Raw genomic sequence first — 12,698 nt, 5'->3', positions numbered from 1 at the left:
AAACTTTTAATAAGCAACATTTTTGTTTTTCTTTGTAGGAATGAAGATTTTTTACGTCAGCTTCTTATTGACTTTAGTCGTGTCCCTAAATTCCGCATTTGCTCAGGAAGTAGATAGCATCCCTATCGATACTAAAGGTTTAGACATCAAACTTAAACGCAGTCCCCTGCCTTCCAGAACGGGGAACCTGAATTTCAAGCCGGTAGCGCTTGCTCCGATTGTAGTAAACGCGAAAGTGAATTACTGGAAAACCAGAACTTCTGTAGGCATCAATTTCTCACAGGCTTCCTTTTCCAATAACTGGACCGGTGGTGGAGTAAACTCCATTGCTTTAGGTGGCTTAGTCAATTATAAAGCAGAATATAGTAAAGAAAACTTAAGTTATGTGAGTGAACTGATCCTGGAATATGGAAAGGTAAGAAATAAAGGACAGCTTCAGAAAAAGACGAGAGATCGTATATTCTGGGACAATAAAGCCGCTATTCAGCTCTCAAAAAATTGGTATTTCTTCGGTTCCATCAACTTTGAATCTCAATTTGACAATGGATTTAAATATTTCAATGATGCAGCAGGCGTAGAAAGGGAGATTCTGATCTCCAAGTTTATGTCGCCTGGTTATTTAACAGAATCCATGGGTTTTGAGTATAAGCCAAATAAGTATTTCTCTACCCGGATTGGTACAGGTACTGCCAAACAAACCTTCGTTCTTGCACCAGAGGAATTGTTTATCACCCCGCCTGATTCGGTGAACCGCAGTGAATCTAATTATGGGGTGCCTAAAGGAAAAACATTCAGAAATGAGCTGGCTTTCCAGATAGTGAGTAATTTTGAGAAAGAAATTTTTACAAATACAATGCTGAAGGCAAGGTATCAGATGTTTATTCCTTACGACAGGGCACTGTCGAACATAGATCACCGTCTGGATATCACCTTAACTTCTAAGCTAAACAGACTGATGAATGTAAGTATAAATGGTGTTGGTTTGTTAGATAAAGATACAAATCCAAAAATCCAGGCAAGTCAGACACTCGCCCTCGGCGTGATGTTTGTTTTCCCGAGGTAATACTTTGCAATTATTCCCCATTCATTCCGCCAAATTTAATAACTTTGGCTTTCACAAAAAATTGAACACTAAGCATTAAAGAAAATGTTTGAAAATTTACAGGATAAACTAGACCGTGCATTTAAAGTTTTAAAAGGACAAGGCAGTATTACAGAAATCAACGTGGCCGAAACCATGAAAGAAATCCGTAAGGCTTTGTTAGATGCCGACGTAAATTACAAAACAGCCAAGAGCTTCACTGATGATGTGAAAGAAAAAGCACTGGGCTTAAATGTACTTACCGCTGTTTCTCCAGGTCAGTTGCTGACCAAAGTAATGAACGATGAGCTGACTGCCTTAATGGGTGGTGAAGTGACAGAGTTAGATCTTAAAACCAATCCTACCATCATATTGATCGCCGGACTGAATGGTGCAGGTAAAACTACCTTCGCCGGAAAACTGGCCAATTACCTGAAAAGTAAAGGCAAAAAACCTTTATTGGTTGCAGGTGATATGTATCGCCCTGCGGCGGTAGACCAGTTGCAGATCCTTGGGGAGCAGATTGGGGTGCCTGTATATGCGAATATCGCGTCGAAAGATCCGGTAGCTATCGCGATGGAAGGTATTGCTGAAGGTAAAAAGAACCACAACAATGTAATTATTATTGATACGGCAGGTCGTTTAGCAATAGACGAGGAGATGATGAATGAGATCGCTGCCGTAAAAGAACATACAAAACCACACGAAATTCTTTTCGTTGTGGATGCCATGACCGGACAGGATGCGGTGAATACGGCAAAAACATTTAATGAAAGGTTAGACTTTACCGGTGTGGTGTTAACCAAACTGGATGGTGATACCCGTGGTGGTGCGGCATTATCGATTAAATCGGTAGTGAACAAGCCGATTAAATTTATTGGTACCGGTGAGAAAATGGAAGCCCTGGATGTATTTTATCCGGAAAGAATGGCTTCACGTATCTTGGGTATGGGTGACGTGGTTTCCCTTGTTGAGCGTGCACAAGAGCAGTTTGATGAGAAAGAAGCCGCAGAACTTCAAAAGAAGATCCGTAAGAACAAGTTCGATTTCAACGATTTCTACAGCCAGATTCAGCAGATCAAGAAGATGGGTAACATGAAAGATTTGATGGGCATGATTCCTGGCGTAAGCAAAATGATGAAGAATGTGGAGATCGAAGATGATGCTTTTAAAAATGTAGAAGCCATTATTCAGTCGATGACCAAATTTGAACGCGAAAACCCGGATAGCATTGAACAGAGCAGACGCGCAAGGATTGCTAAAGGTTCCGGAAACAAAGTTGAAGATGTTACGAAACTGATCAAACAGTTTGAAGATATGCGTAAAGTAATGAAGCAGTTCTCTAATCCTGCAGCAGCAGCGAAAATGATGAAGAACATGCCTAAAATGCCAATGGGCAGAATGTAGGTTTAGCGCTTTAAAAAGAATATTTTTTGATAAATACGGAAAACCCGGTCCTTCAAGGCCGGGTTTTTTATTTACGTTTTATTTACCCGATTCCAACCACCATATAGGTTATGCGCATAGATTAGACCAGAACCTGATCTGTTAGCTATGCTGGTAAAAACTTATGGAAGCGCTGTTTTTGGCGTCGATGCCCTCACCATTACAATTGAAGTCTGCATTGGCGGCGGCAACAAATACCATATTGTTGGCCTGCCGGATAACACGATCAGAGAAAGCTTAAGAAGGATAGAAACTGCGATCCAGTCGGCCGGGTTAAAAATGCCCAGGCAGAAGATTGTGATCAATCTCGCTCCCGCAGATATCCGTAAAGAAGGTTCTGCCTACGACCTTCCTATTGCCATCGCCATTCTCGCGGCCTCAGGGCAAATTGAAGCCACAGACACCGATAAGTACTTCATTATGGGAGAACTTTCCTTAGACGGCGGATTACAGCCGATCAGAGGTGCCTTGCCGATAGCCATACAGGCGCATGCGGCGGGATTCAGAGGTTTTATACTCCCCAAAGACAATTCCAGAGAAGCAGCAATCGTAACCGAATTGCTGGTATATGGAATGAACAACCTGATGGAGGTGGTCGCGTTTTTTAAGCACCCTGAGGATAAGCCCGCGCATACGCTGCTGGATACCACAACCGGCGTTTTACCTTTACCAGAAGGTTTTGAGTATGATTTTTCTGAGGTCAAGGGTCAGGAAAATATCAAGCGGGCTTTAGAAATTGCGGCTGCCGGTGGCCATAATTTAATTCTGATTGGTCCGCCTGGTGCCGGGAAAACGATGCTGGCAAAGAGACTGCCCAGTATTTTACCCCCATTGAGCATTCCGGAAGCGCTGGAAACGACTAAAATCCATTCCGTAGCCGGAAAGCTGAATGCATTGGATGCACTCATGACGAGTCGCCCCTATCGTTGTCCGCATCATACGATTTCGGATGTCGCTTTGGTGGGTGGCGGCGCAAATCCTCAGCCCGGAGAAATTTCCTTAGCTCATAACGGGGTACTGTTCCTCGATGAGCTGCCTGAATTTAAAAGAAGCGTACTGGAAGTAATGCGTCAGCCTTTAGAAGATAGAAATATTACCATTTCCAGAGCGAAATTAAGTGTGAGTTACCCGGCAAGTTTTATGCTGATCGCCTCCATGAACCCATGTCCTTGTGGTTTCTACAACCACCCGACGAAAGAATGTACCTGTGGCTCCGGTCTGGTACAAAAATACCTGAGTAAGATTTCCGGCCCTTTGCTGGACCGGATAGACCTCCATGTGGAAGTGACACCGGTAAATTTTAAGGAGTTAACCTCTTCGGCCGCTGCCGAAAAAAGTGAGCGCATCAGAGCAAGGGTGATTGCCGCAAGAACGATTCAGGGGATACGCTTCCAGGGAAGACCAGATCTGCATTGCAATGCGCAGATGAATTCGGGAATGGTGCGGCAGGTTTGTCAGATAGATAAGAAAGGCCAGGCCTTGATTAAAAAAGCCATGGAAAGGCTGGGTTTATCTGCCAGGGCCTACGACAGGATCTTAAAAGTAGCCAGAACAATCGCAGACCTGGCCGGAACCGAGGACATCAGAGCGGAACATTTAGCGGAAGCAATTAATTACCGCAGTCTGGACCGTGATAGCTGGGCCTCTTAAAAGCGACAGATAAAAGATCACAAACATTTTTATAGGTGTTCCCTAAATAGTAAACACCTATAAAAATGAACATGAAAGCGTAGTGCTTACTATGCTTCGTCCTCGTCCTGCTCTTCGCCTTCTTCGTCTTCCTCTTCTACTTCCGGCACATAAGCCATAATTTCTCTACCGATATTATTGATTTCTTCATCGATTTCGAATAAAGGGAGCGCTGTTTCTTCATCCAGTTTCAACCATTGAAGGTCAGTATCTTTTTGAATATGGACGTATTCTTTACCTTCTTTAAAAATTACATAGGTATCATTTCCTTCTGGAAAAACCGCGTAACTCACATCCCCTATTTCAATATCAAAAGGCTCTTGCATAATTTTTATTCTAATTTATTGATCTGATCATCGCGACTAGCGCAAGGTGGAGTAGTTATAAAACTGCAACCTTCCTGTACCTGTCACTTCTATTATTTTTGTTTCTTCTGTTCCATTCGATGCTTTTAATTTCAGCGTAATGGTATTTTTTCCTTTTTGCAAAGGGATTCGTGCATAGTTGATGGTAGCGGGTAAAGACTGCCAGTTTCTGGTATCTGCTTTCTCAGAAAGCAGGCTGTATAGTTGAACGCCAAACCCGAGCCCTTCCAGCAGATTGTTGTCTTTCCCATTCTTTCCCGTTCCTTTCGAGCTTTCCTTCAACACATATTCCGCGCTTTTCTTCACTGCGAGGCGGGTTAAAAGCTTACTCATTTCCTTTACGAAACGCTGCTGTAAGGTTTTATACGCCAATTCATTGATATCTTCGGCTTGTTCAAAGCCAACCGTTGTGTTTCCATCTGTTAAGGCTGCGCTGCTAAAAAACGGCGCCCGACTCACATATTTCGGGTAGGTAGCCCTTAAACTCTGGATCGCATTGACATTAAAATTGTCTCCGCTGCCATAACCATTGCCGAAAGGAATGATGATCGTTCCGCCCACATTGGTAAAAAACAAATTGCCATCTTCTCCTTTTACCAAAGAAAAGAAAAACTCTTCCTGCGCTTTTACCGGCGCCAGTCCATTTTCCCAAAAGAACACCAGTTCGCCACCTTCCGGCGCTTTCTCCGGAGTGTATTTGAGTTTGAAAAGCTCTTCAAAGCGATTCAGCTCAGCGGTAAATCCCATTGCGGCAGCAGTCCTGAGAACATCCTTTTTCAACTCTTCCGGCATCGGTGTCCCGTAATACTTTTGGTCTTTGCTGTTCAGGTAAACTTCCGCAGCATTACGATAGGCAATAAAGGCATTGTTCATATCGCCATCATACTCATAAATCAAGCCTTGAAGCATTAAAGAAAATGCGTCTTTAGCATAGCGGTTGTCCTTATTGTTGAACTTATCATCTTGTTCCTGCGATTGTAGCCCGATACGTCTTGCTTCCACAATCGCATCTTCCGGTTTACCCAGGTACACATAATTCAGCGCCTTATAATAATGGATCATAAACTTCTCAAAGTCTTCTCCTTTATATACCTGATTCATCGGGTTCACCAAAGTACCAACCACAGCATCCATTGTACCACCCAGTCCATTTTCCAACAGCTGATCGGCCTCATTGAAGTAGCGGTTACTATTTTCATAATCCCCCATCAGGTGAGCGGTTTTTCCTTTTTCCATCAGGAACAACAGCTTATTTCTCGGTTTTTGCAATAGTTTGTTCTTTTCCAGCTCCTTCATCGCCTCCGGATAATTACCGGTAGCCACTTGCTTATAATATGGCGCAATCATCTCATTATAGCTGGAGCAGCTAAAAAGAAAGAGCATCAATCCCAATAAGATTGATGCTCTAAAAGTATAATTTTTGATATTAACCATATTATATTTAGCCTGTTAAGCCAGACTAATTTTTAACGTATTTAGTGATTTTCTTATCGCCAATCCAAACCACTTCATTGGTCTGAATATCGGTCAGTTCCAGATTCACCTGGTAGTACACTACCTTTTGTCTTTTGTGCGAATCTACAATAGAATTGATTGACCCCTGAAGGATATAATCTGCGCCGTTTTCCAGTCCGAATTTCTTCATCGTTGATACGGAAGCATTGTCTTGCTGATCTGCTTTTTCAGCACGTAGTTCTTCTCTCTTTTTACCACCCTGAACCAATCTTACGCGTCCACTTTGGATAAAAGCCTGCTCTACATCTTTAACGAAAGTCTCCGCATCGATGTGCTCATGGCTCTTATTGGTCACCACACCCACTACAACTACTGGTTTCTTTCCGGCTTTGGCTTCTAAGAATTCCGGTAACCACTTGCTTCCCAAAATACTTTGAGTCATTTCTCCGGCAACCAATCTGGAATCTGTATTGTTCCAATTACCGCTAATGTCGATCGTTTGATCTGGATTTACGCGGGTAACTTGTCTGGAGCAAGAACTGATCATGATTCCAGAAGCGGCAATCGCCACTAAGGTTATTATCTTTTTGAACTGCATATATTTAAAAAATAAATTTTCTATTGTTGTAGCTTACCAGCGTCCCCAATGTCTGTTGAAGCCAATGTTAAAACCTCCATGGCGGCCATAATGCCCATATCCTAAGCCTAAAGAATAGCCAAATTCAGGATAATAATTAAAAGAAGGATAATAATACCCGCCGTTATAGTCGTAAGGGCTATACCAGTCGCTGTTATTTCTTTCTCTGCGCAACTGACGGCGTTCTTCTCTGGCCGTATACCAATCGTAAGCTTTATAAGTATTTTGAACCGTGCTACCCTGATTCAGGTTTAAAGAATCTGCCAGGCTCATATATTTTGCGCGGCTTTCCCGATACCCTGGATTCTGGTCATGAACGAGTCCTGTTTTTTGCGCATAACTCATCGTAGAATAAACAAGACTGGTGATGCAACCTAAGATAAATATCAAATTTCGTTTCATCTTTTTATGTTTTTATCTGACGTAAGGAATAGGACAACATTTATGCCAATCATTTAGCTATACAAAGGTAAACATGAAGCAGTTTTTAACTGCCATTATAACGTTAAAAAATGTTAATGTTTAGGCTTTAGTCTGCCTTTAATTGTTTTATAAAGTCGACAAACTTTTTGTTCGCATAATCCGCAGCACCAACCTCATGGTAAGAGATCCGGCCATGCTTATCCAACACTACCGTTGTAGGCAATGATCCTGCAAATAGCTGCTGAGGAATACGACTTGCAACCGCATAAACCGGCATCTGGTATCCTTTTCTATCCATATATTTCTTTGCTTTCGGAAAATCGCTATCTGCATCAACCATAATGAAAACTACCTCTGCATCCGTTTTAAATTGCTCATATAATTTATTTACCGAAGGCATTTCTGCCAGACATGGAGGGCACCAGGTAGCCCAGAAATTCAGGAAGATCACTTTCCCTTTTAAATCGCCCAGATCCAGCTCTTTTCCGGAAGCATCTTTAAACTTTATTCCCGCCAGAACTGGTGTCTGTTCAGTTTCCGTAACCTTTCTATGTTCGATGCTGGTATCCGGTGCAAACAAACCCACTTTCATCAGTCCCTGAATCATTAACGCCTTCGCTGATGGTACAAAAAGAACCACCAGAATCAAGCCGCCCAACAGGACATTTATCACATTGCTTTTATTGAACACCTTTCTCATCTCGACAAATCTTTAATTGGAATCACCCCAAATTAAAGAAATTAATCTATTTTGTATAGAATATGCCTGAACCTTTACTAACTTATGATAAAAAAAACTCTTCCGGGATTACTGTTACTCAGCGTAGCTTTGTCCTGTACAAACAAAGCACAAAAAATGGAACCCTATAAATGGCCAAATGCTACCCCACCGGTAGCGGAAGTTAAACCTCATATCAGAACTATTCATGGTGATACGGTGGTGGACAATTATTACTGGATGATTGACTACTTTAAAAAAGGTAAAGACAGTGCGGCAGTAGTCGAATACCTGACTGAGGAGAACAAATACCTGGATACCATGATGGCTGGAACTAGACAACTTCAGGCAGATCTTTTTAAAGAATTGAAAGGTCGTATCAAGGAAAAAGATGAGTCGGTTCCTGTTTTTAAAAATGGATATTTCTATTATACCAGAAGTGAAGAGGGCAAACAATATTATAAATACTGCAGGAAGAAAGGTAGTCTGGAGGCCAAAGAAGAGATTCTATTAGATGTGGATCAGCTGGCAGAAGGCCTGCCTTATTATTCCGCGACTGGCTTTACCATCAGCCCGGACAATAAAATGCTCGCTTTTGGTGTAGATAAAGTCTCGAGACGCCAGTATGTGATCCATGTAAAAAACCTGGAAACAGGGGAGCTTTTCAAAGATGCCATACCAAATACCGAGGGTGATGCCACCTGGGCCGCCGACAATAAAACCATTTTCTACACGGCAAAAAATCCGGAAACTTTACTGAGTGAAAAGATTAAAAAACATGTGTTGAATACAGATGCTAAACTGGATGAGACCGTCTATGAGGAAAAAGACAAGTCTAATTATATCGGGGTAGGCAAGTCAAAATCCGGCAAGTATCTTTTCATTTATTCACAAGCCACACAATCAAATGAAATGAGGATTCTGGATGCGGATAAACCCAATGAAGCATTCAAAGTTTTTCAGCCAAGGGTAAAAGATGTGTTGTATGATGTGATCCCATTAGATGATAAATTCTTAATTCTAACCAATTGGGAGGCGAAAAACTTCCGCCTGATGGAATGTCCGCTGGATAAGTCCGACAGGGCAAACTGGAAGGAGGTTATTCCGCACCGCAAAGATATTTTACTGGAAGGTGTGGATGAATTTAAAACCCATATTGTAGTGACCAAACGTAAAAACGGCCTGACACAACTGGAGGTTCGCCCGCTAAAAGCCGCTGCATTTCATATCGGTTTTGAAGAGCCGACTTATATGGCGCAAGTGGGTGCAAATCCAGATTATCAAAGTAAAACGCTACGTTATATCTATTCTTCGCTAACCACGCCGACTTCTACTTTTGATTACAACATCGACACCAAAACACAGCAGCTGATGAAACAGCAGGAAGTGGTGGGCGGTTATGATAAGCATGATTATGTTTCGGAGCGCCTTTATGCGAAGGCTAAAGATGGCACCCCGGTTCCGGTTTCTCTGGTCTATAAAAAAGGATTTAACAAGGATGGCAATGCGCCCTTATTATTGTATGCGTATGGTTCTTATGGCGCCAGTATGGATGCAACATTCAACAGCAGCAGGTTAAGTTTGCTGGACAGAGGCTTTGTATATGCTATTGCACACATTCGCGGAGGTCAGGAAATGGGCCGGCAATGGTATGAGGATGGAAAACTGATGAAAAAGAAAAACACTTTTACCGATTTCATTGATTGCGGACAATACCTGATCGATCAGAAGTTTACCGGTAAAGGTCATTTATATGCTCAGGGTGGTAGTGCCGGTGGGTTATTAATGGGTTCGGTGATCAATATGTCGCCGGATATGTGGCATGGAATCATTGCTCAGGTTCCTTTTGTCGATGTGATCAACACGATGTTGGATGAAAGCATTCCATTAACCACCAATGAGTTTGATGAATGGGGCAATCCGAAGCAAAAACCCGCTTATGATTATATGAAAAGCTATTCTCCTTATGAAAATATTGAGAAAAAAGCTTATCCAAATATGTTGGTGACCACCGGTCTGCATGATAGTCAGGTGCAGTATTTTGAACCGGCTAAATGGGTAGCGAAATTAAGAGCCACCAAAACAGATAAAAATGTGTTGCTGCTTAAAACAGATATGGACTTTGGCCATGGTGGTGCATCCGGCAGGTTCGATTACCTGAAAGATATCGCATTGAATTACTCGTTCTTATTTGCCCTGGAAGGGATTAATAAATAACTGAAAGGGATAAAAGCAAAGGCCGTTTCCGCTGGTTAACAGGGGAAACGGCCTTTTAATATTATTTCTCATTTGCCTGCTAATTTTGCAGGAACCGTATTTCTTGCGGTTATTTCTTCGCTTTCAGCAGTTCTTTCAATTCCGCAACAGCCTTTTTCAATTCTTCTACTTCTGATTTCAGGGTTTTCAATTCCCTTTGCTGAACCGCAATTTCCTCATCATGCTCTTGCCATCCTTTCAATAAAGGAACGGTCATTGACTGATAATTTAAAGAAAGGGTTTTCTTTTGATCACCATCTGCCTTCACTAAGGAAGGGAAGAATTCCTGCACATTTTGTGCGATAAAACCGATCTGGTGCAAGTCTACATCACGGCGGTCGTAAGATACCGCATGAAGTCTTCTCAGCTGTTCAGAAACCGGAGGCAGCGTCACAATATTCTTCTTCAGGCGGATATCCGAATTTGCAGTCACATCACCGGAAGCCTTAATGTCCCCGTTCACAATCACCTGTCCCGTTACCGTTAGTTCTGAGTTTACATCAAGGGTCGTAAACTTTCCCTGTGCAGGGGTAGAATTACCGATCAGTGTACCATCGATTGCACCGTTGGTGATTTCCACCGCATCTTTATTCTGAATGGCGAGTGTGCCCAGTCCAAGGTTAACTCTTGCTTCCTCAGCAGTCGCGGCACCTGTCCCACCTTTTTCAAGGGCAAGGATGCCCGTTCCACCGCCGCCGGTACCGCCACCCATCTGACTTTCTACCCAGTTGCTGTTCGTAATGCCGGCTTTCAGCTGGTAAAACTTTTCTTCCTGGATGGAATAAACCAACATCCCCACAGAGCGTCTGGCGGGGGTAATCTCATCTCTTTCGCTATTGTTGGCCACCGACCTGAAACCTCCTTTACCATAGATGTCACTATGGGTCGAATATTTATCCGTCAGGTCATTTGGCTCCAGGGCACCGATTACTTTCACTTGACCGACAGCCGAAAATGAGGCCATACACAGGAATACACAAAATGTATAAATCGCTTTCATTGGTATATAATTTTCAAAATTCTTCGTTGATACTTCAATTCTCTTTGTAGATGTATCCTTATTCTTCGCTGCCATTTCAAAACTTTTCATTGTTGTTTCAGTGCTTTTCCTTACCGCCACAAAACGGTCCATTCCCATTTCAATATGCTTAATTACGTTTTCAAAACTCTTCATTGCTGTTTCAGATTTGGAATGATGGGGACTATTGAATGGTAAAAGTTAAACCTGCTGCGGTATTGTCTCTCTGCACATAAATCACATAATTAGTGACTCCACCAGCGGCATTCCTAAAGGACCTCGTAGTTCGCTCAAAAGCACCGGTAGAGTCCAGAATGCCGACCACGATTTTAGATCCACCCCAACCTGAAGGATAGGCAATCACTAACTTCTGGCGCCCTGTAGGACTCGCAGCCTTATTAGAAACTGCCGCTCCGCTTCCAAATTCATTATGGGCCAGCGAAAGAATTTGTGCATCGCTTGGTGCAAAGCTTTCCCCGTCTTCTCCTCCATTCGCGAAGCCATAATAACGCTTCCACTGGAAGTTTAAGCTAGTACTTGCTTGCTTGCTTTTATTGTCGGCCGTTTTTACTGTCATGTTAAATAATTTAGACTGATTGTCGGTTCCTGCTACCGTAACCTGTACACTAACCGTTCCGCTGCTAGTGCCGCCAGGAGCCGGAGAGGTCCCTAAAACTTCCTGTCCTTCTACATTGATACTGGTAATCTCTGCAGTCTCCATTGCTCTTCCGGCCGTCCAGTTCAGGGAAACGGAAGTATTACCCGCCGGCCCCATTTCTATCGTACCCGATGGACTACTGGTTAAGCTGGCCGAAGGTCCCAGAGAAGGATAAAATACCGCTTCAATCCATTTGGCAAGGTCGTTGGTTCCAGGATTTACACCAGTATAATACCCCCCGGTAATTGGTCGGGTTCCATTGAAAGGACCAACGCTTCCGCCGCCGCCCAACGTTGCTTTATCTACCCAGGTTACTGAGCCCTCAGCATTACTGACCATCACCTGATCCGCGGCATCGGATTTTATATGCGCTGCGCTAATTACTTTTTCCGCAATCGAAGGATTCGGATAGGTACCCGTTAAATCACCACCGGCAGCACCGGCAATAGCTCCCTGTAATAAAAGAGGCGGCCATGTGGCATCTTCTTTCTTCGGACCGAAAAGCGTCTGATCTGTGGTGTTCACATAAAAATCGCCTGTTTTTCCTGTTGCTGCAATGGGTATTCCGGCACCGTAAATCAGGTTATTTCCGGCAGCCCCGGCACCAGAGGAGAACAACACCCAGTTGGCATTATTTTCCAGTTCTACCGGCACATCTGCACAGATCAACTGATAGGTTTTTGTTTTCCCGGTACCATCATCCATTACGGTACACAGCATCCCCGGCTGGCGCCTCAAAGGGCTCAGCTTATCCCGATCTGCGAGAGTTGGTACCTGATGATGTCCACCCTTCGCATCATTGGTATAAATGATTACTGATCCCGGAACCGGAATCAGCGGATTGCCCACAAATTGTGCTGCTCCCTGTTTCGGGGCAAAAAGCACAAACCCCATCGCAACCATCGCACATCTGATCCAATAATCTCTTCGTTTTTGTTTGATTTGCATATCC

At 43.2% G+C, this 12,698-nt stretch carries 11 protein-coding genes; 4 read left to right on the top strand and 7 right to left on the bottom strand.

From position 1 onward, the window contains the following. The first annotated feature begins 40 nt into the window (after positions 1-40). The 3 genes from OQX61_RS17125 to OQX61_RS17115 all read left to right on the top strand — a co-directional run bounded on the left by OQX61_RS17125 (position 41) and on the right by OQX61_RS17115 (position 4,177). A complete protein-coding gene (locus OQX61_RS17125; protein WP_265843014.1) occupies positions 41-1,063 on the top strand; it encodes a DUF3078 domain-containing protein in 1,023 nt (340 codons plus the stop codon). An 84-nt stretch (positions 1,064-1,147) separates the two neighbouring features. After that, complete coding sequence (gene ffh, locus OQX61_RS17120; RefSeq protein WP_265843013.1) at positions 1,148-2,488, top strand: signal recognition particle protein; 1,341 nt, start codon at positions 1,148-1,150, stop codon at positions 2,486-2,488. Between the two features lie 147 nt (positions 2,489-2,635). Further along, positions 2,636-4,177, top strand: coding sequence for a YifB family Mg chelatase-like AAA ATPase (locus OQX61_RS17115; protein ID WP_265843012.1), 1,542 nt, complete (start codon positions 2,636-2,638; stop codon positions 4,175-4,177). Positions 4,178-4,266: 89 nt separating this feature from the next. Here OQX61_RS17115 and OQX61_RS17110 read toward each other — a convergent pair whose 3' ends face one another. From OQX61_RS17110 to OQX61_RS17090, 5 genes are all read right to left on the bottom strand, one after another. Further along, positions 4,267-4,542 carry a hypothetical protein gene (locus tag OQX61_RS17110; RefSeq protein WP_265843011.1) on the bottom strand — a complete coding sequence of 92 codons (276 nt, stop codon included), beginning with the start codon at positions 4,540-4,542 and terminating at the stop codon, positions 4,267-4,269. Between the two features lie 36 nt (positions 4,543-4,578). Then, a complete protein-coding gene (locus OQX61_RS17105; protein ID WP_265843010.1) occupies positions 4,579-6,015 on the bottom strand; it encodes a hypothetical protein in 1,437 nt (478 codons plus the stop codon). A 25-nt stretch (positions 6,016-6,040) separates the two neighbouring features. Beyond that, positions 6,041-6,634 (bottom strand): penicillin-binding protein activator LpoB, encoded by a 594-nt coding sequence (locus tag OQX61_RS17100; protein ID WP_265843009.1) that lies wholly within the window; start codon positions 6,632-6,634, stop codon positions 6,041-6,043. A 33-nt stretch (positions 6,635-6,667) separates the two neighbouring features. Further along, a complete protein-coding gene (locus OQX61_RS17095; RefSeq protein ID WP_265843008.1) occupies positions 6,668-7,075 on the bottom strand; it encodes a hypothetical protein in 408 nt (135 codons plus the stop codon). Positions 7,076-7,202: 127 nt separating this feature from the next. Beyond that, the gene (locus OQX61_RS17090) at positions 7,203-7,796 is read right to left on the bottom strand and encodes a TlpA disulfide reductase family protein (RefSeq protein WP_265843007.1); all 594 of its coding nucleotides are present in this window, start codon (positions 7,794-7,796) and stop codon (positions 7,203-7,205) included. A 156-nt stretch (positions 7,797-7,952) separates the two neighbouring features. On the opposite strand from OQX61_RS17090, the gene OQX61_RS17085 reads away from it, so the two are divergent. Beyond that, positions 7,953-10,031: a S9 family peptidase gene (locus OQX61_RS17085; protein ID WP_265843006.1), complete on the top strand. Its 2,079-nt coding sequence runs from the start codon at positions 7,953-7,955 to the stop codon at positions 10,029-10,031. Between the two features lie 109 nt (positions 10,032-10,140). On the opposite strand, the gene OQX61_RS17080 is transcribed toward OQX61_RS17085, so the two are convergent. Together OQX61_RS17080 and OQX61_RS17075 are read right to left on the bottom strand one after the other, a co-directional pair. After that, a complete protein-coding gene (locus OQX61_RS17080) occupies positions 10,141-11,244 on the bottom strand; it encodes a tail fiber domain-containing protein (RefSeq protein WP_265843005.1) in 1,104 nt (367 codons plus the stop codon). A gap of 28 nt (positions 11,245-11,272) precedes the next feature. After that, complete coding sequence (locus OQX61_RS17075; protein WP_265843004.1) at positions 11,273-12,694, bottom strand: hypothetical protein; 1,422 nt, start codon at positions 12,692-12,694, stop codon at positions 11,273-11,275. Positions 12,695-12,698: the final 4 nt, after the last annotated feature.

Origin of the sequence: Pedobacter sp. PLR (assembly GCF_026239675.1) — a bacterium.
GTDB lineage: Bacteria > Bacteroidota > Bacteroidia > Sphingobacteriales > Sphingobacteriaceae > Pedobacter.
This window is presented reverse-complemented; position numbering and strand designations above follow the sequence as displayed.

Coding starts and splice junctions, on each gene's coding strand:
- OQX61_RS17125 (WP_265843014.1), top strand. CDS start 41: ATGAAGATTTTTTACGTCAGCTTCTTATTGACTTTAGTCGTGTCCCTA.
- ffh (WP_265843013.1), top strand. CDS start 1,148: ATGTTTGAAAATTTACAGGATAAACTAGACCGTGCATTTAAAGTTTTA.
- OQX61_RS17115 (WP_265843012.1), top strand. CDS start 2,636: ATGCTGGTAAAAACTTATGGAAGCGCTGTTTTTGGCGTCGATGCCCTC.
- OQX61_RS17110 (WP_265843011.1), bottom strand. CDS start 4,542: ATGCAAGAGCCTTTTGATATTGAAATAGGGGATGTGAGTTACGCGGTT.
- OQX61_RS17105 (WP_265843010.1), bottom strand. CDS start 6,015: ATGGTTAATATCAAAAATTATACTTTTAGAGCATCAATCTTATTGGGA.
- OQX61_RS17100 (WP_265843009.1), bottom strand. CDS start 6,634: ATGCAGTTCAAAAAGATAATAACCTTAGTGGCGATTGCCGCTTCTGGA.
- OQX61_RS17095 (WP_265843008.1), bottom strand. CDS start 7,075: ATGAAACGAAATTTGATATTTATCTTAGGTTGCATCACCAGTCTTGTT.
- OQX61_RS17090 (WP_265843007.1), bottom strand. CDS start 7,796: ATGAGAAAGGTGTTCAATAAAAGCAATGTGATAAATGTCCTGTTGGGC.
- OQX61_RS17085 (WP_265843006.1), top strand. CDS start 7,953: ATGGAACCCTATAAATGGCCAAATGCTACCCCACCGGTAGCGGAAGTT.
- OQX61_RS17080 (WP_265843005.1), bottom strand. CDS start 11,244: ATGAAGAGTTTTGAAAACGTAATTAAGCATATTGAAATGGGAATGGAC.
- OQX61_RS17075 (WP_265843004.1), bottom strand. CDS start 12,694: ATGCAAATCAAACAAAAACGAAGAGATTATTGGATCAGATGTGCGATG.